The sequence below is a fragment of the Streptomyces mobaraensis NBRC 13819 = DSM 40847 genome (genome assembly GCF_017916255.1).
Classification (GTDB): domain Bacteria; phylum Actinomycetota; class Actinomycetes; order Streptomycetales; family Streptomycetaceae; genus Streptomyces; species Streptomyces mobaraensis.
Genome location: NZ_CP072827.1, coordinates 3606595 through 3624339, shown reverse-complemented (window position 1 = coordinate 3624339; position 17745 = coordinate 3606595). Strand labels below are relative to the sequence as shown.

Annotated in this window: 16 protein-coding genes; 11 read left to right on the top strand and 5 right to left on the bottom strand. The window is 72.6% G+C overall.

Translation table 11 applies throughout. The features are described 5' to 3' along the window. The first annotated feature begins 104 nt into the window (after positions 1 to 104). The 6 genes from dnaK to J7W19_RS15310 all read left to right on the top strand — a co-directional run bounded on the left by dnaK (position 105) and on the right by J7W19_RS15310 (position 5844). Complete coding sequence (gene dnaK / locus J7W19_RS15335; RefSeq protein ID WP_004945726.1) at positions 105 to 1970, top strand: molecular chaperone DnaK; 1866 nt, start codon at positions 105 to 107, stop codon at positions 1968 to 1970. Continuing rightward, the gene (gene grpE / locus J7W19_RS15330) at positions 1967 to 2602 is read left to right on the top strand and encodes a nucleotide exchange factor GrpE (RefSeq protein WP_004945730.1); all 636 of its coding nucleotides are present in this window, start codon (positions 1967 to 1969) and stop codon (positions 2600 to 2602) included. The genes dnaK and grpE overlap by 4 nt, the downstream gene beginning before the upstream one ends. 51 nt (positions 2603 to 2653) lie before the next feature. Further along, a complete protein-coding gene (dnaJ, locus tag J7W19_RS15325; protein ID WP_004945733.1) occupies positions 2654 to 3823 on the top strand; it encodes a molecular chaperone DnaJ in 1170 nt (389 codons plus the stop codon). 5 nt (positions 3824 to 3828) lie between these two features. After that, positions 3829 to 4299 (top strand): heat shock protein transcriptional repressor HspR, encoded by a 471-nt coding sequence (locus J7W19_RS15320; RefSeq protein ID WP_051072617.1) that lies wholly within the window; start codon positions 3829 to 3831, stop codon positions 4297 to 4299. A 194-nt stretch (positions 4300 to 4493) separates the two neighbouring features. Beyond that, entirely contained in the window at positions 4494 to 5459 is a 966-nt protein-coding gene (locus J7W19_RS15315; protein WP_063825796.1) for a hypothetical protein, read from the top strand. A 28-nt stretch (positions 5460 to 5487) separates the two neighbouring features. Next, the gene (locus J7W19_RS15310) at positions 5488 to 5844 is read left to right on the top strand and encodes a LysR substrate-binding domain-containing protein (RefSeq protein WP_158688784.1); all 357 of its coding nucleotides are present in this window, start codon (positions 5488 to 5490) and stop codon (positions 5842 to 5844) included. Between the two features lie 107 nt (positions 5845 to 5951). On the opposite strand, the gene J7W19_RS15305 is transcribed toward J7W19_RS15310, so the two are convergent. The 3 genes from J7W19_RS15305 to J7W19_RS15295 all read right to left on the bottom strand — a co-directional run bounded on the left by J7W19_RS15305 (position 5952) and on the right by J7W19_RS15295 (position 7588). After that, entirely contained in the window at positions 5952 to 6425 is a 474-nt protein-coding gene (locus J7W19_RS15305; protein ID WP_004945745.1) for a GNAT family N-acetyltransferase, read from the bottom strand. A 136-nt stretch (positions 6426 to 6561) separates the two neighbouring features. Next, entirely contained in the window at positions 6562 to 6978 is a 417-nt protein-coding gene (locus J7W19_RS15300) for a pyridoxamine 5'-phosphate oxidase family protein (RefSeq protein ID WP_004945749.1), read from the bottom strand. Positions 6979 to 7003: 25 nt separating this feature from the next. Beyond that, positions 7004 to 7588: a Uma2 family endonuclease gene (locus J7W19_RS15295; RefSeq protein WP_201768224.1), complete on the bottom strand. Its 585-nt coding sequence runs from the start codon at positions 7586 to 7588 to the stop codon at positions 7004 to 7006. A 225-nt stretch (positions 7589 to 7813) separates the two neighbouring features. On the opposite strand from J7W19_RS15295, the gene clpB reads away from it, so the two are divergent. Further along, a complete protein-coding gene (gene clpB, locus J7W19_RS15290) occupies positions 7814 to 10435 on the top strand; it encodes an ATP-dependent chaperone ClpB (protein ID WP_004945753.1) in 2622 nt (873 codons plus the stop codon). A gap of 178 nt (positions 10436 to 10613) precedes the next feature. Continuing rightward, a complete protein-coding gene (locus J7W19_RS15285) occupies positions 10614 to 11162 on the top strand; it encodes a YbjN domain-containing protein (RefSeq protein WP_004945756.1) in 549 nt (182 codons plus the stop codon). Between the two features lie 47 nt (positions 11163 to 11209). On the opposite strand, the gene J7W19_RS15280 is transcribed toward J7W19_RS15285, so the two are convergent. Continuing rightward, positions 11210 to 12418 carry a hypothetical protein gene (locus J7W19_RS15280; protein ID WP_004945759.1) on the bottom strand — a complete coding sequence of 403 codons (1209 nt, stop codon included), beginning with the start codon at positions 12416 to 12418 and terminating at the stop codon, positions 11210 to 11212. A gap of 317 nt (positions 12419 to 12735) precedes the next feature. On the opposite strand from J7W19_RS15280, the gene J7W19_RS15275 reads away from it, so the two are divergent. The 3 genes from J7W19_RS15275 (at position 12736) to J7W19_RS15265 (ending at position 16625) form a co-directional block, all read left to right on the top strand. Continuing rightward, positions 12736 to 14010, top strand: coding sequence for an aminotransferase class I/II-fold pyridoxal phosphate-dependent enzyme (locus tag J7W19_RS15275; protein WP_078588051.1), 1275 nt, complete (start codon positions 12736 to 12738; stop codon positions 14008 to 14010). 412 nt (positions 14011 to 14422) lie between these two features. Then, positions 14423 to 15010, top strand: coding sequence for a DUF2617 family protein (locus J7W19_RS15270; RefSeq protein WP_004945764.1), 588 nt, complete (start codon positions 14423 to 14425; stop codon positions 15008 to 15010). A 70-nt stretch (positions 15011 to 15080) separates the two neighbouring features. Continuing rightward, positions 15081 to 16625 carry a polyamine aminopropyltransferase gene (locus tag J7W19_RS15265; protein WP_004945768.1) on the top strand — a complete coding sequence of 515 codons (1545 nt, stop codon included), beginning with the start codon at positions 15081 to 15083 and terminating at the stop codon, positions 16623 to 16625. Between the two features lie 99 nt (positions 16626 to 16724). Here J7W19_RS15265 and J7W19_RS15260 read toward each other — a convergent pair whose 3' ends face one another. Continuing rightward, positions 16725 to 17645 (bottom strand): helix-turn-helix domain-containing protein, encoded by a 921-nt coding sequence (locus tag J7W19_RS15260; protein WP_004945771.1) that lies wholly within the window; start codon positions 17643 to 17645, stop codon positions 16725 to 16727. Between the last annotated feature and the right edge of the window lie 100 nt (positions 17646 to 17745).

Below are 17745 nucleotides of genomic sequence, written 5' to 3'. Positions count from 1 at the left end.
GGGCCGCATAAGAGTTGAGTCGGCTCCACTCAGTTCCGTTGACAGTCCGCCATCCGTGTTGCACCCTTGAGTCTGTTCCACTCAAGTCAGCTGGAGGAATCGACATGGCACGTGCGGTCGGCATCGACCTGGGTACGACGAACTCCGTCGTCAGTGTTCTCGAGGGCGGTGAGCCCACCGTCATCACCAACGCCGAGGGCGCCAGGACCACGCCGTCCGTCGTCGCCTTCGCGAAGAACGGCGAGGTCCTGGTCGGTGAGGTCGCCAAGCGCCAGGCCGTGACCAACGTCGACAGGACCATCCGGTCGGTCAAGCGCCACATGGGCACCGACTGGAAGATCAACCTGGACGGCAAGGACTTCAACCCCCAGCAGATCTCCGCCTTCATCCTGCAGAAGCTGAAGCGGGACGCCGAGGCGTACCTGGGTGAGAAGGTCACGGACGCGGTCATCACCGTCCCGGCGTACTTCAACGACTCCGAGCGCCAGGCCACCAAGGAGGCCGGCGAGATCGCGGGCCTCAACGTCCTGCGCATCGTCAACGAGCCCACCGCGGCCGCCCTGGCCTACGGTCTCGACAAGGACGACCAGACCATTCTCGTCTTCGACCTCGGCGGCGGCACCTTCGACGTGTCCCTGCTGGAGATCGGCGACGGCGTCGTCGAGGTGAAGGCCACCAACGGCGACAACCACCTCGGTGGTGACGACTGGGACCAGCGCGTCGTCGACTACCTGGTGAAGCAGTTCCAGAACGGTCACGGCGTCGACCTGTCCAAGGACAAGATGGCCCTCCAGCGCCTCCGCGAGGCCGCCGAGAAGGCCAAGATCGAGCTGTCCTCGTCCACCGAGACCACGATCAACCTGCCTTACATCACGGCCTCCGCCGAGGGCCCGCTGCACCTGGACGAGAAGCTCACCCGCGCCCAGTTCCAGCAGCTCACCGCGGACCTGCTGGAGCGCTGCAAGACCCCGTTCCACAACGTCATCAAGGACGCGGGCATCGCCCTCTCCGAGATCGACCACGTGGTCCTGGTCGGCGGCTCCACCCGTATGCCCGCCGTCGCCGAGCTCGTCAAGGAGCTGACCGGCGGCCGTGAGGCCAACAAGGGCGTCAACCCGGACGAGGTCGTCGCCATCGGCGCCTCGCTCCAGGCCGGTGTCCTCAAGGGCGAGGTCAAGGACGTCCTGCTGCTCGACGTCACCCCGCTGTCCCTCGGCATCGAGACCAAGGGCGGCATCATGACCAAGCTGATCGAGCGCAACACCACGATCCCGACCAAGCGCTCCGAGATCTTCACGACGGCCGAGGACAACCAGCCGTCCGTGCAGATCCAGGTCTACCAGGGCGAGCGCGAGATCGCGGCGTACAACAAGAAGCTCGGCATGTTCGAGCTGACCGGTCTGCCCCCGGCCCCGCGCGGCGTCCCGCAGATCGAGGTCACCTTCGACATCGACGCCAACGGCATCATGCACGTGGCCGCGAAGGACCTCGGCACCGGCAAGGAGCAGAAGATGACCGTCACCGGCGGCTCCTCGCTGCCGAAGGACGAGGTCGACCGGATGCGCGAGGAGGCCGAGAAGTACGCGGAGGAGGACCACAAGCGCCGCGAGGCCGCCGAGACCCGCAACCAGGCCGAGCAGCTCGTCTACCAGACGGAGAAGTTCCTCAAGGACAACGCGGACAAGGTCCCCGGCGACGTCAAGACCGAGGTCGAGACGGCCGTCACCGAGCTGAAGGACAAGCTCAAGGGCGAGGACACCGCCGAGATCCGCACCGCGTCCGAGAAGGTCGCCGCCGTCAGCCAGAAGCTCGGCCAGGCCATGTACGCCGACGCGCAGGCCGCCCAGGGCGCCGAGGGTGCCGCCGGTGCCGCCGGCGCCGGTGCGGGCCAGCAGGCCAAGGCCGACGACGACGTCGTCGACGCCGAGATCGTGGACGACGAGAAGCCGAAGGGCGGTGCGTCGGCGTGACGGAGGAGACCCCGGGCTTCGACGAAAAGCCTGAAGGCACTCCCTCCGACGACTCGGCCGACGAGAAGGGCGCCGGTCCCGCCGACAAGGCGGGCCCGGCCCCGGCCGGGGAGGAACTGGTCGAGGTAGGCCTCCAGGCGCAGCTGGACCAGGCGCAGGCCGCGCTCAACGAGCGCACCGCGGACCTCCAGCGGCTCCAGGCGGAGTACCAGAACTACCGCCGGCGCGTCGAGCGCGACCGGGTGCAGGTCAAGGAGGTCGCCGTGGCGAACCTCCTGTCCGAACTGCTCCCCACGCTCGACGACATCGGCCGCGCCCGTGACCACGGCGAGCTCGTCGGCGGCTTCAAGTCCGTCGCCGAATCGCTGGAGACGGTCGTGGCGAAGATGGGCCTCCAGCAGTTCGGCAAGGAGGGCGAGCCCTTCGACCCGCTGGTCCACGAGGCCCTGATGCACAGCTACGCGCCGGACGTCACCGAGACGACGTGCGTGCAGATCCTGCAGCCGGGGTATCGCATCGGCGAGCGCACGATCCGCCCCGCGCGGGTCGCCGTCGCCGAGCCGCAGCCGGGCGCCCAGGGCAAGGCCGAGGGCGAGTCGGACGAGGAGAGCGGTGGCCCGGACGAGGGCTGACGCGATGAAGCACGGCACTGACCGCACGCACCGGGAGGAGGGACGCCGGGGATGAGCACCAAGGACTTCGTGGAGAAGGACTACTACAAGGTCCTCGGCGTGCCCAAGGACGCGGCCGAGGCCGACATCAAGAAGGCGTACCGGAAGCTCGCCCGCGAGTACCACCCGGACGCCAACAAGGGCGACGCCTCGGCCGAGGAGCGGTTCAAGGAGATCTCCGAGGCGTACGACGTCCTCGCCGATCCCAAGCGCCGCAAGGAGTACGACGAGGCACGGGCGCTGTTCGGCAACGGCGGCTTCCGGCCTGGCCCGGGCGCCGGCGGTTCCTTCAACTTCGACCTGGGCGACCTCTTCGGAGGCGCCCAGGGCGGGGCGGGTGCCGGCGGCTTCGGCGGCGGGCTGGGCGACGTCTTCGGCGGCCTCTTCAACCGCGGCGGCGGCACCACGCGCACCCAGCCGCGCCGGGGCCAGGACATCGAGTCCGAGGTGACGCTCAGCTTCACCGAGGCGGTCGACGGGGCCACGGTCCCGCTGCGGATGTCCTCCTCGGCGGCCTGCAAGGCGTGCTCCGGCACCGGCGACAAGGCCGGCACCCCGCGGGTCTGCCCGACCTGCGTGGGCACCGGCCAGGTGTCGCGCGGCTCCGGCGGCGGCTTCTCGCTGACCGACCCCTGCCCCGACTGCAAGGGCCGCGGGCTGATCCCCGAGAACCCCTGCGACGTCTGCAAGGGCAGCGGCCGGGCCACGTCCTCCCGCACCATGCAGGTCCGGATCCCGGCGGGCGTCTCCGACGGCCAGCGGATCCGGCTGCGCGGCAAGGGGGCGCCGGGCGAGCGCGGCGGCCCCAACGGCGACCTGTACGTCGTGGTGCACGTCGGCGCCCACCCCGTCTTCGGACGCAAGGGCGACAACCTCACCGTCACCGTGCCCGTCACCTTCCCGGAGGCGGCGCTCGGCGGCGAGGTGAAGGTGCCCACCCTCGGCGGACCGCCGGTCACCCTGCGGATCCCGCCCGGCACGCCCAACGGGCGCACCATGCGGGCCCGCGGCAAGGGCGCGGTGCGCAAGGACGGCACCCGCGGCGACCTGCTGGTCACCGTGGAGGTCGTGGTTCCCAAGGATCTCGACGACAAGGCCAGGGACGCCCTGGAGACCTTCCGCGACGCCACGGCGGGTGAGGACCCGCGCGCGGAGCTGTTCCGGGCGGCGAAGGGAGAGTGACCGTGATGAACGGCGACGGCCGCACCCGTCGGCGCTTCGAACCCGCTCAGCCGTACGAGCTGACCGATGAGTCGCCCGTGTACGTCATCTCGGTCGCGGCTCAGCTCTCGGGTCTGCATCCGCAGACCCTGCGCCAGTACGACCGCCTCGGCCTGGTCTCGCCGGACCGCACGGCCGGGCGGGGCCGCCGCTACTCGGCCCGCGACATCCAACTGCTCCGCCAGGTGCAGCAGTTGTCGCAGGACGAGGGCATCAACCTGGCCGGCATCAAGCGCATCATCGAACTGGAGAACCAGGTCGCCGCGCTGTCGGCCCGGGTCGCCGAGCTGCAGGCGGTCGTCGACGGCGCCGCCGCGGCGATGCAGCAGCGCGAGGCGGCGGTGCACGCCTCCTACCGGCGGGACCTGGTCCCGTACCAGGAGATGCAGCAGACGAGCGCGCTGGTCGTCTGGCATCCGCCGAAGCGGGACCGCTGATCGCGGGGTTGTCGACCGCGGACTGCTGATCCGTTCGTCGTTCGTCGTTCGTCGTTTGAGAGGCCCGTCCCGATGTGGGGTCGGGCCTCTCTTGTTGCTTATCGCGGGCCTCTCCTCTTTGGGGGAACGATTCTCCACAGGGGGTTTTCCACAGGCGTGGCGAAGACCGCCAGGCGTCGTCACACTCAGTGAACATGAGCGCGAAAAAGTGTGGTGGGTCAAGGAAGTTCGCGGTGGTGGCCGCGTTGGCGGAAGTCCCGAGCGGGGTCGTGGCCCTGTCCCAGGCGGAGCGGCTGGGCTGGTCGCGGTGCGGGCTGCGGCGCCGGCTGCGGAAGGAGGGCTGGCAGACGGTGCGCCCGGGCGCGTTCGCGGCGCCGGGCCGGCCGGCCGGGCTGGTGGCGCATCTGTGGGCACAGCAACTGGCCCGGCCGGAGCTGGTGGTCAGCCACTGGGCGGCGGCACTGGTGCACGGCGTCGAACGGCGGGTGGAGCGGCCCGAGTTCACCGCCCCGACCGGCGGGCGGGAAGGCGGGCGGGGAGTACACCGCCTCCCGCTGCGGCCGGACGAGGTGACACTCAGCGCCGGGCTGGCGGTGACGACGCTCCCGCGCACCCTGGCCGACCTCTTACGGGCCGTGCCGCGGGACGACGCGCTGGTGGCGGTGGAGTCCGCGCTGAGCCGCCGACCCACCGGCGAACGGGGCTCGCGCGGACCGCTGACCGTTCTCGACGCCGTCCGGGACGCGGTGCGGGACGGCGTGGGGATGCGCGGCGGGAGACGGGCCCTGGACTGGCTGGCCCTCGCCGACGAGCGGGCCGGCTCCCCGGCGGAGACGATCGCCCGGCTGCGGATGAACGACGCGGGCCTCTACCCGGAGCCACAGGCCGAGTTGCTGCTCCCCGGCGGGCGCAGGGTGTACCCGGACTTCTTCTTCAGGGAGCGGGGAGTGGTGGTGGAGATCGAGGGCTACGCCTGGCACGGCGACCGGACCCGGCACCAGCGGGACACCGCCCGCTACAACGAGCTGACGCGCTGCCCCGAGGTGCGGCGGCTGCTGCGGTTCACGGCCGACGACGTGTTCCGCCGGCCGGTGTCGCTGGTGCGGACGGTCGGACGGGTGCTGGAAAGCAGTCCGGCGGGATGGGGGCTCGCCTCGTAGGCGGGTGGCCCGGGGACCGGGAGGCAGGGTGGGCGAGGGGCGAGATCTGGAGGGCCTGCCCATGCCGCACTGCCCGGGCCTGAGCGGTGCGGAACTGAGCGGTGCGGAACGGGCTTACCGGTCGGAGCCCGGCGTCGCCGGTCCGGTCGTCCACGACAGCTCGCAGCTGATGGAAGCCGTGGCGCTGGGCCAGGCGGTGGCCCTGGTTCCGGAGTCCCTGGCGAAGCTGCACCCCCGCGATGACGTGGTCCACCGGCCCGTCCCCGACGCGAGTCCGTACGAGACGGCGGTCGCCTGGTGCGAGGGGATCCGCGACGGGTCGGTGGGGCGGTTGGTACGGGCGGTGGTGGAGCCGGCGGGGCAGGATGTGCGCCGCGCCACGTGAGTCGGCAGCGGGTGCGCCCTGTTGTCACCACGGCTCGTCGCTTCGTCCCGCGAGCAGGCCCGACTAGGACGCGGGGACACCCGAGCGCGGATCGCCGCGCCGCCCGTTCACGCCCCAGGAGACGTCGTCGCGTCGGCGGGAGTGAGGTCGCGGGTGAGGACGATCTCGCCGTCGTCCAGGTCGCCCGTCTCTCCGAAGCCGGCCGCCCGGCAGAGCCGGAAGGCGACGTGGTTGCCCGGGACCACGCTGAGGCGCATGCGGGTGTGCCCCGCCGCGCGGGCGCGGTCGAGGACGGCGGCCAGGCCGGCGTGGCCGAGCCGCCGGCCCTGGAAGCGTCGGTCGATCATGTAGCGCGAGAGTGAGACGGTTCCGGGGTCGTCCTCGGAGGGGTGCAGCAGGGCGAAGCCGATCAGCTCGGAGCCGTGCAGCAGGGCGAGCGGGTCGGCCGTCGGGTACGCCCAGGCGTCGGCCAGTGATCGGACGTTCGGGGCGACGAACCCACGTTGACCCGGCCCCACGTCCAGGGCGATGACCGCCTCGTAGGTGTCCACGGTGACCGGTTCGCAGCGCACGGGGATCATGCGCGGCATCCTAGGCAGCGGGCTCGGAGGCGTCACCCGGGATCCGGTCCGCAGCGCTCGGCGCGGTACGCCTCGGGGGTCTTCGTGGCGCGGCCCGGCGTCACGGAGTGCGGCGCGGACCGTGTCCGGCCGGCCGTCATACGAGCCGCGCCGAGCCCATGGCCCGCGTCACCGCGATCTCGATCAGGACGCGGTCGGGGTTGGGCTCGGGGGTCCGTTCGTAGCGCTCCGCGTAGCGGGCGACCGCGTCGGCGACGGCGTCCGGCTCCGTGCGGACGACGGCCGTGCCCTCCAGGGTGGCCCACATCCCGCCCGGGGCGACCTGGCAGAGCGCGACGCGGAGGCCGTCCGGGCCGGCCGCGAGGACGTTGGAGACCTTGGTGCTCTGCTTGCGGGTGATCACCCGGGCTATGGACGTCTCCGGATCGAACGTGGCGCCCACCGGCACGACGTGCGGGCTGCCGTCCCGGCGGAGCGTGGTGAGGGTGGGGAAATGGCGCTCGCGCCAGAACGCGACGTAGGCGTCCGGCAGGTTGCGGAGGTCGTGGGCCATGGCCGCCAGGGTAGTGGGCCGCGGGTCAGAGGAAGTCGGTGGTGTCGAGATCGAAGTCGAAGGGCGCGGGGAGGGGGAGGGACTTGCCGAAGGGGACGCTGTGGATCTCGGCGTAGTCCTCCCGCGTCGGCTCGGCGAAGAGCGTGACGGTGCTCTCGTCGCGGTCCACGAGGAGGAAGAGGGGGATGCCGGCGCGGGCGTAGCAGTGGCGCTTGGCGGTGCGGTCGTGCTCCGACCTGGTGCTGGTCACTTCGGCGACGAGAGCTACGCCGTCGGGATCCATCCAGGTGGGTGCGCCGCGGTAGAGGTTGAGCCGGTGCGAGGCGAACGTCGCGTCCGGGACCGCGTAGTTCTTGGGGCACAGGCCCCCGCGCGGAAGCTTCAGCCCCTTGTTCCCTGACACGTCCATGTCCGTGGCCGACCTTCGCAGGATCTGCCGGACGAGACGGCTGAAGACGTGCTCGTGATCGCCGTCCGGCGCCGGTGACACGACGATTTCCCCCTCGATGAACTCTGCCCGGAACCCCTCCGGGGTCTCCAGGGTCAGGAAGTAGTCCAGGAGGGTCTCTTCCGGCGTCATAAGCCTTGGCTCTTGTGCCATAGCCGTCATGCTGCACCTCCCCGTGGTCGAGCGCCAGCATGGCGCCCCGCCCCCGGTGGCGGGCCGTTCGTCGTACCGGTTCACTCGCAAGGGGGAGTGTCCGGCCGGACTACCGACGCGAGGGTTGAGTGGAATAGACTCAACTTATCGCACGTTGCCTGAAGCAGGGAACGTCGCCTGGGGCAGGACCAGGGACCAGGAAGCGAAAGCGAAGCCGAGGAGGAGCTCCCCGTCGTGGATGCCGAGCTGACCAACAAGAGCCGTGAGGCGCTGAGCGCCGCCCATGAGCGGGCCGTGTCGGCCGGGCATGCCGATATGACCCCCGCCCACCTCCTGCTGGCCCTGCTGGCCGGGCAGGAGAACGAGAACCTGCTCGACCTGCTGGCCGCCGTGGAGGCGGACGCCGCGGTGCTGCGCGGCGGGGCCGAGCGGGTGCTGGCCGGGCTGCCGAGCGTGCAGGGGTCGACCGTGGCGCCCCCGCAGCCCACCCGGGAGCTGCAGGCCGTCCTGGTGGACGCCGGGGAGCGGGCCCGCGACCTGGGGGACGAGTACATCTCCACCGAGCACCTGCTGATCGGGCTCGCCGCCAAGGGCGGCCGGATCGCCGAGCTGCTGGAGCAGCAGCGGGCCTCCGCCAAGCGGCTGCTCGACGCCTTCGAGAAGGCGCGCGGCGGGCAGCGGGTGACGACCGCCGACCCCGAGGGCACGTACAAGGCGCTGGAGAAGTTCGGTACGGACTTCACCGCCGCGGCGCGGGACGGCAAGCTCGACCCGGTCATCGGGCGGGACCACGAGATCCGCCGCGTGGTGCAGGTGCTCTCCCGGCGCACCAAGAACAACCCGGTGCTCATCGGCGAGCCGGGCGTCGGCAAGACGGCCGTCGTGGAGGGGCTGGCGCAGCGGATAGTGAAGGGCGACGTTCCCGAGTCGCTGAAGGACAAGCGGCTGGTCTCGCTGGACCTGGGCGCGATGGTGGCCGGTGCCAAGTACCGCGGCGAGTTCGAGGAGCGGCTGAAGACCGTCCTGGCGGAGATCAAGGCCAGCGAGGGCCGGATCATCACCTTCATCGACGAGCTGCACACCGTCGTCGGCGCGGGCGCCGGCGGGGACTCGGCGATGGACGCGGGCAACATGCTCAAGCCGATGCTCGCCCGCGGCGAGCTGCGCATGGTCGGCGCGACGACGCTCGACGAGTACCGCGAGCGGATCGAGAAGGACCCCGCCCTGGAGCGGCGCTTCCAGCAGGTGCTGGTCGCCGAGCCGTCGGTGGAGGACTCCATCGCGATCCTGCGCGGGCTCAAGGGCCGCTACGAGGCGCACCACAAGGTGCAGATCGCGGACGCGGCGCTGGTCGCCGCCGCCACCCTCTCCGACCGCTACATCACCTCCCGGTTCCTGCCGGACAAGGCGATCGACCTGGTGGACGAGGCCGCCTCCCGGCTGCGGATGGAGATCGACTCCTCGCCGATGGAGATCGACGAGCTCCAGCGGGCCGTCGACCGGCTCAAGATGGAGGAGCTGGCGCTCCGCAACGAGACGGACGAGGCGAGCAAGGAGCGGCTGGAAAAGCTCCGCCGTGACCTGGCCGACAAGGAGGAGGAGCTGCGCGGGCTCACCGCGCGCTGGGAGCGGGAGAAGCAGTCCCTCAACCGTGTCGGTGAGCTGAAGGAGCGCCTCGACGACCTGCGCGGGCAGGCCGAGCGCGCCCAGCGCGACGGCGACTTCGACACCGCGTCCAAGCTGCTCTACGGCGAGATCCCGGCCGTCGAGCGGGAGCTGGCGGAGGCCGCGGAGGCCGAGGCCGAGCAGGAGGCGTCCTCCCGGGACCTCATGGTCAAGGAGGAGGTCGGCCCCGACGACATCGCCGAGGTCGTGGCTGCCTGGACGGGCATCCCGGCCGGCCGGCTGCTGGAGGGCGAGACGCAGAAGCTGCTGCGCATGGAGGAGGAGCTGGGCAAGCGGCTGATCGGGCAGGAGGAGGCCGTCCGGGCCGTCTCCGACGCGGTGCGCCGCTCGCGCGCCGGGATCGCCGACCCCGACCGGCCCACCGGTTCGTTCCTCTTCCTCGGCCCGACCGGCGTCGGCAAGACCGAGCTGGCCAAGGCGCTCGCGGACTTCCTGTTCGACGACGAGCGGGCGATGGTCCGCATCGACATGAGCGAGTACGGCGAGAAGCACTCGGTCGCCCGGCTGGTCGGCGCGCCTCCCGGCTACGTCGGCTACGAGGAGGGCGGCCAGCTCACCGAGGCGGTGCGGCGCCGGCCGTACACCGTGGTCCTGCTGGACGAGGTGGAGAAGGCCCACCACGAGGTCTTCGACATCCTGCTCCAGGTGCTGGACGACGGGCGGCTCACCGACGGCCAGGGACGGACGGTCGACTTCCGCAACACCATCCTCATCCTCACCTCCAACCTGGGCTCGACCTTCCTGGTCGATCCGCTGCTGAAGGAGGAGCAGAAGCGGGAGAAGGTGCTGGAGACGGTCCGGACCGCGTTCCGCCCGGAGTTCCTCAACCGGCTCGACGACATCGTGGTGTTCCACCCGCTGGGCACCGGCCAGTTGGAGCGGATCGCCCGGATCCAGATCGACCAGCTCCAGCGGCGGCTCGCCGACCGGCGGCTCACCCTGGACGTCGACGAGTCCGCGCTGCGCTGGCTGGCCGCGCTCGGCCACGAGGGCCCGGACGAGGCGCCCGACCTCACCTACGGCGCCCGGCCGCTGCGCCGGCTGGTGCAGACCGCGATCGGCGACCGGCTGGCGCGCGCGATCCTCGCCGGCGAGGTGCGGGACGGCGACACGGTCCGCGTCGAGCGGGTCCCGGGCGAGGAGGGGCTGTCGGTGCGGGCGGCGGCCTAGCTAGTCGTATCAACGGGCTGTCGGCGCCGGGCCGCCGCGGCCCGGCCGGATCGGACTCCGGACGGCCCGGGAGCGCACCCCCTGGCGCGTGGTCGGTGAGCGACGCATGCGCCAGGGGTTGCGGGGCAGGGGCTGGTGTGGGGGAGGATGGCCGCAACCGTACGAAGGGAAATCCACGGTGAGCATCGACCCGTCCTCGATTCCGAATTTCGGGGGCCAGCCCGAGCCGCAGCCCGAAGAGACGGGCCCGGCCGGTCCCGTCATCCCCGACCAGGATCTGGTCAAGCAGCTCCTGGAGCAGATGGAGCTGAAGTACCTCGTGGACGACGAGGGTGACCTCGCGGCTCCGTGGGAGCAGTTCCGTACGTATTTCATGTTCCGCGGTGAGGAGGAGCAGCAGGTCTTCTCCGTGCGGACGTTCTACGACCGGCCGCACGGCATCGACGACAAGGGCAAGCTGCTCGAGGTCATCGACGACTGGAACCGCCGCACCCTGTGGCCGAAGGTCTACACGCACACCAACGACGACGGCACGGTCCGCCTCATCGGCGAGGCCCAGATGCTGATCGGCGTCGGGGTGTCGCTGGAGCACTTCGTGTCCAGCACGGTCAGCTGGGTCCGCGCCTCGGTCGAGTTCGACCGCTGGCTGGTGGAGCAGCTCGGCCTGGAGGAGGACCTGGAGTCCGGCGACGGCGACGGCGAGGACAAGCCCGACGCCGACGCCTGATCCTCCGGACGACGCCTGACCCTCCGGACGGCACCGGCCCGGGGCGCCTACATGGGCAGCCGGGCCGCCGTCACCAGGTACGTCCCGTACACGCACGAGAGCCCGGCCAGCGCGCCGACCGTCACCGCGACGGTGCGCGACCGGGCTCTCGTCATGCCCAGGGCCAGCGGGATCAGCAGCGGGAAGGCGGGCAGCAGGAAGCGCGGCTTGGACGCGAAGTAGCTGGAGCCGCCGAGGGCGATCACGCACAGCACCAGGGTGTAGGCGAGCAGCGGGGCGGGCGGCCGTTCCAGCACGAGGAAGACGAGCGCGACCAGCGCGACGACCAGGACGCCCAGGGAGCCGTAGTACGCCATCCCGTCGCGCCCGGTGAACAGGTGCCGGACGAAGCGGAACGCGTCCGCCCCGAAGTCGAACCGCGACCCCCACCGTCGCTGCACGGTGAAGTAGCCCAGCGGGCCGAACCCCGAGCGGTAGCCGGCCCACAGCACGTAACCGCCCCACCCCAGCGGCGCGAGCGCGAGGCCGGTCCACAGCCGCCAGTCGGCGCGGGAGCGCGGTTCCCGGTACAGGACGACCAGCGTGGCGCAGCCGACGGCGGCGGCGACGGCGATGGCGTTGGGCCGGGACAGTCCTGCGGCCAGCGCGAGCGCCCCCGCCCAGAGGTGCCGGCGGGTGACGACGGCGTAGAGCGCCCACGCGGCGAGGGCGGTCATCAGGGACTCGGTGTAGCCCATCGTCTGCACGATGGAGTGCGGCAGCAGCCCCCAGAGGAGCACCAGCCAGGTGGCCGCCCGCCGCCCGTACAGCCGCTCGCCGACGGCGTAGATCCCCCAGGCCGCGCAGGCCGCGGCGGTCCAGGCGACGACGAGCTGCGCGGAGACGACCGAGAACGGGCTCAGCGCGGTCAGCGCGTGCACCAGGCCGGGGTAGAGCGGGAAGAACGCGTAGTCGCTGTAGATCACCGAGTGGCTGGTGGGGGACGGGAGGATCAGTCCGTAGCCGTCCTCGGCGATGCCCGCGTACCAGATGGCGTCCCAGGAATGGCCGAGCAGGGTGCGCGGGTGGCGGCCGGTCGACCAGGCCCAGGAGGCCATTGTTGCCACGCCGGCCAGCCGGGCCGCGGCGTAGAGCACGAGCGCGGGCAGGGCGCGGCGCAGCGCCTCGCGCACCCGCTCCGCGCGCCGGGCCGGGCCGTCGGCGCGGGCGCGGCGCGGCTCCGGGGCGCGGACGGGCACGGCGGTGTCGGCGGACACGGGACCTCCTCGGGGCACCTCCCGGGCCGGCCGGGGAGGCGCGGCCGGGCCCCGCGGGGACGGGCCGGGCGGCGGGACCGGTCGGGGCGCCGGGGACGGCGCCGGTACGGACGGTGCGGAACGTGCGGCATACCGACCATGCGGCCGGGGCCTCGCGCGCGCGACGCGTCACGCCCGTAGGGGGCACGGCTTCCACCCGGCTGGCGCACCGGGAGGAGCGCCGGTGCGTCGCGGCCCGCGCCCGGGCACGGGTGTTCGCGTCCCCCTAGGGTGGGCGGGGTCACGGACAGTCCGGAGGACGACCGGGAGGGGCGCGGATGAGCGCGGAACACGGTGGAGCGGGAGCGCACGGTGGGGCGCCGAGCGGGGCGGTGACCGGGGCGGGGAACGGCACGCGGGGGCCGGCGGCGGCGCGGCTCACGGGCCTGGGCACGTCGGTGTTCACGGAGATGACCGAGCTGGCCCGGAGCACCGGGGCGGTCAACCTGGGGCAGGGCGTGCCGGAGCTGGGCAGCCCGCGCGCGCTGCTGGAGGACGTCGCGGCGGCGGTGCTGGCCGGGGCCAACCAGTACCCGCCCGCGCACGGGACGCCCGCGCTGCGCGAGGCGGTCGCCGCGCATCAGCGGCGGCGGTACGGCCTGGAGTACGACCCGCTGGGCGAGGTGCTGGTGACGACGGGCGCGACCGAGGCGCTCGCCGGGGCGCTGCTGGGGCTGTGCGACCCGGGGGACGAGGTGCTGGCCTTCGACCCCTGCTACGACGCCTACGCGGCGGTGGCCCGCTTCGCGGGTGCGAAGCTCGTCCCCGTGTCGCTGGTCACGGAAGGGGACGCCTTTGTCCTGGACGTGGACGTGCTGCGGGCCGCCGTCACGCCGCGGACCCGGGTGCTGGTGCTGAACACGCCGCACAACCCGACGGGCAAGGTGTTCACGCCGGCGGAACTGGAGGCCGTCGCGGAGGTGTGCCGCGAGCACGGGCTGACGGTCGTGACGGACGAGGTGTACGAGCACCTGGTGTTCGGCGAGGAAGGAGGGGAGGGGGACGGGCCCGTCCACCGGACGATCGCCGCGTTGCCGGGGATGCGGGAGCGGACGCTGACCGTCTCCTCGGCCGGCAAGACGTTCGGGGTGACGGGCTGGAAGGTCGGCTGGGTCTGCGGGCCCGCACCGCTGGTGGCGGCGGTGGCGGGGGTGAAGCAGTTCCTCACCTACACCTCGGGCGCGCCGTTCCAGGACGCGCTCGCCCGGGCGCTGGGGGGCGTGGAGGAGTGGGCGGCGGAGCTGCGGCGGACGCTGGGGCGCAACCGGGATCTGCTGAGCGACGGACTGACGCGCGCCGGGTTGCGCCCGTACCGGGCGGACGCCGGGTATTTCGTCCAGGTGGACATCCGCGCGTGGGGGCATGGGAACGGCGTGCGATTCTGCCGTGAACTCCCTTTGCGCGCCGGGGTGGTGGCCATTCCGACATCCGCCTTCTTTGTGCGCCCGGGCGCCCCGTCTCATCTGGTGCGATTCTCGTTCTGCAAGCGCGAGGAAGCGGTTCTCGACGCCGTGGAACGACTGGAACGGGCGGCTTCCGCGGGGCCGCGCTGACCCCGGAGTGTGCGCCGCGGCGGGGAACCCCGCCGGGAACCCCGCCGGGCAACCCGGCCCGGAAACCCCTGGCAAAGGCCATTTGATCTGGGGATTTGCAAGTGGCCCATGCTTGACCGCATATGCGCCCGGCGGCGACAACTGCCGCCGGGCGTTGTTTCGTTGAACATGTGAGCAGTCCGGCCCACGCGTGGATGGAAAATCGACGATGATGGGTAAAAATGCTGTGGGCGCCGTTGGCTTCATGATTTCCTTTCGATCAGAGCCACGTTCAGAGAAAACTCCTGGGATTCTCGGAATCGCCTCCGCCGGATCCGGGAGCCTCCAAAGCGGGCATGAGCCGGCGCCTCGAAGATCTGGTCCTCCTCGGGTGGGCCGGCCATCCCCCACTGTTCGCTCGCGGAGCCGACCCATGCTCACCACCCTCAAGACCAGCTACACCGACACCCGCGCGGCCGACCTGGCCTGGTGCCTGGGCCGGGAGCCGCTGCCGGCGCTGGCCGTGCTGGATCTCCAACTCGATTCCTCGGCCGTGCAGTTGCGGCTGCTCGGCGCCTCCCATCAGGTCCTCCTGGAGGAGGACAGCGGGAGCTGTTCGGAGACGGTCGCCTGCATACCCGGCAGCAGCACCCCGCTGCCCCTGGGCGTCGCCAAGCGCGTCGGCTCCTGGGAGTACGAATTCGCGGCCCGCGTGGAGACCTTGTCCCGGTGCTCCTTCGCCGGACGCGCGCAGGAGCTGCTGGCGCTGGTCGCCGAACACCCCCAGGGGCTCGCCGGAACGTTTCCGGGCGACCCGCACGCCTTCACCGCCCTGCTCGCCCAGCGCCGGGACGGCCAGGTGAGCTGGCGCACCTGGCACGCCTACCCGCAGGAGGGGCGGCTGGTCGTCACCCGCACCCGGGTGGGCGTGCGCGCCGACTGCGTCTCACCGGCGGGCGCGCGGGGCGCCGCCTCCCGCCCTGGCGCGAGCCCCCTGGCGAACGGTCCGTCCCTCAACTAGCTCGCCCGACACCCGCATTGAACTCGTGTGGGTGACGTGACGTGGCCGGATCGTGACGTAGCGTTCCGGCATGATCTACCGACCGGTACCCGCACGCTTGCCCGTACCGGCCGGGCTCGGCCGTCTGCTCGTGCTGATCACGGTCTTCGTCTGCGCCGCCTGCGGCCTCGTGTACGAGCTGGAACTGGTCGCCCTGGCCTCGTACCTCATCGGCGATTCCGTCACCCAGGCGTCCGTCGTGCTCTCGGTGATGGTCTTCGCCATGGGCGTGGGATCACTGCTGGCCAAACGGCTGCGGCGGCGGGCCGCGCTCGGCTTCGCGGCCGTCGAGGCGCTGCTGGCGCTGGTCGGCGGGCTGTCGGCGATGGCGCTCTACGCCTGTTTCGCCTGGTACGGCCGGGCGTGGCCCGCCCTGGTGGTGTTCTCCCTGGTCATCGGGGTGCTCATCGGGGCCGAGGTGCCGCTGCTGATGACCCTCATCCAGCGCGTCCGACGGCAGGACGCGGGCGGCGCGGTCGCCGACCTCTTCGCCGCCGACTACGTGGGCGCCCTCGTCGGCGGGCTCGCCTTCCCGTTCCTGCTGCTGCCGATGCTCGGCCAGCTGACCGGGGCGCTGGTGACCGGCGCGATCAACGCGGTGGCAGGCGGGGCGCTGGTGCTCGCGGTGTTCCGGGGGGATCTGAGCGCCCGCGCCCGCCGGACCGTGACGGCGGCGAACGCGCTGGTCCTGGCCCTGCTCGCGCTCTGCTCCGCCCTCACGGGACCGTTCGAACGGGCCGCCCGGCACGCGGTGTACGGCGGCGACGTCCGGGTCGCCGTCCGCACCGAACTCCAGGAGATCGTCCTCACCGGGGGTGGCCGCGGCGGCCGTCCGCTCGCCCTCTTCCTCAACGGGCGGCTGCGGGCCGCCGGTGAGTCCTCCCGCTACCAGGAGGCCCTGGTGCGGCCCGCGACGGCCGGCCCCCACCGGCGCGTCCTGGTGCTCGGCGGCGGCGACGGCCTCGCCGTGCGCGAGGTGCTGCGGCGGCCCGGGGTGGCGGCGGTGACGGTCGTCGAGCCGGACGCGGCGGTGGTACGGCTCGCCCGTACCGACCCCGGCCTGCGCCGCCTCAACGGGGACGCCTACACCGACCCCCGGGTCGCCGTCGCGCACGCCGACCCCTTCGCCTGGCTGCGGCGGGCCGCGGCCGACGAGGCCCCCTTCGACGTGGAGGTCTGCGATCTGCCGGGGCCGGACGGGCCCGGGGGCGCCAAGCTGTACTCGCAGGAGTTCTACGGGCTGGCCGCGCGGCGCCTCGCGCCCGGCGGGCGCCTGGTGGTGCACGCCGGGCGGGTGTCCGGGAACGCGCACGACTTCTGGACGGTGGACGCGACCCTGCGCTCGGTCGGCCTGACCACCGAGGCGTACCGGGCCGGGGCGGCGGGGGAGGAGTGGGGATTCCTGCTGGCCGGCCGGGCGGAAGAGGACGCTCCGGGGCGCGGGGCCGAGCGGGGCGGGGGGCCGCCGCCCGCCGGCCTGCCCGAGGCGTCCGCCGTGGGCGCCCGGAGCGTCGTACGGCCGCCGGGCGCGGCGGAGCCGCCGTCGACGCTGATGCGTCCGCGGTACGACGAGTGAGGCGCTGCGGCGCGTTGACGGCTCGGGGCCGCACGCGCGACCCGAGCCCCGCCGCCGCGGCCGCTCCCCGAACCTCCGGGGCCCCGAGCCCCGCCGTCCCTACCGCCCCGCCCCGCGGGCCGATTCCCGGAAGGCTCCCGGGGCCACCCCGGCCCGCTGCTGGAAGAACTTCGAGAAGTTCGCGGCGTCCTCGAAGCCCAGCCGTTCCCCGATCCGGACGACCGCCAGGTCGCTGTGGGCCAGCAGCCGCTTGGCCTCCAGGACCACCCGCCGGTCGATGAACTCCTTGGCGGCCACCCCGGCCGCGGCCAGGGTGGCGCGGGAGAGGGTGCGGGGCGCGTAGCCGAGGGCGCGGGCGTAGTCGGCGACGCGGTGGGTGGTGGCGAAGTCGCGTTCCACGGCCGCGCGGAAGCGGAGGAACGCGTCCGCCGGCGCCGGGACGCGGCTGCCCACCGGCGTGGTGAGGTGCGCCAGCCGCAGGACCAGCACGGACAGCAGGTGGCGCAGGACGTCCGCGTGCACGTCGGCGGGCAGGCCCGCGCCCGTGCGGAAGTCGGCCGCGAGATGGCGTACCGCGCAGGTCACCGCCTCGCGGTCGGTGCCGACGGGCTGCCGGAGCACGGGGTGGAACGGGTCGTCGGCCAGCGCCGCGACGGGTGAGCCGGGTGGCAGGAAGCCCGGCTGGGCGAGGATCACCGTGCCCTCGATCCGGGCCGCGTCCCCGAAGCTCTGCACCTGGCCGGGCCGCACCCAGAGCACCGAGCCCTCGGTCAGCCAGTACCCCGTGAAGTCCACGGTGTGCGAGGTGGCGCCCGAGTCGACGACCACGAGCTGGTGGAAGTCCAGCCGCTGCGGCCGGGGCAGCAGCCCCTCGGGCGCCCGCGCCCGCAGCTCGGCGACGGTCATCACCTCGATGCCCCGCGGGGTGCCCGGCGGCGGCCGGTAGGTGAGCTCGACGATGCCGTCGGACTCGCCGGTGCCGTGGACGGCCTCCGTGCACTCGTGTCGTTTTTTCACCATGACGGGTCCCGAGCGTACCTGGCCGACGCGCCCAAGCCTCCGTAGCGTTGTCATCAGTCACCACAGTGATTTCACGGACAACTACTCAGAGGAGAACGAG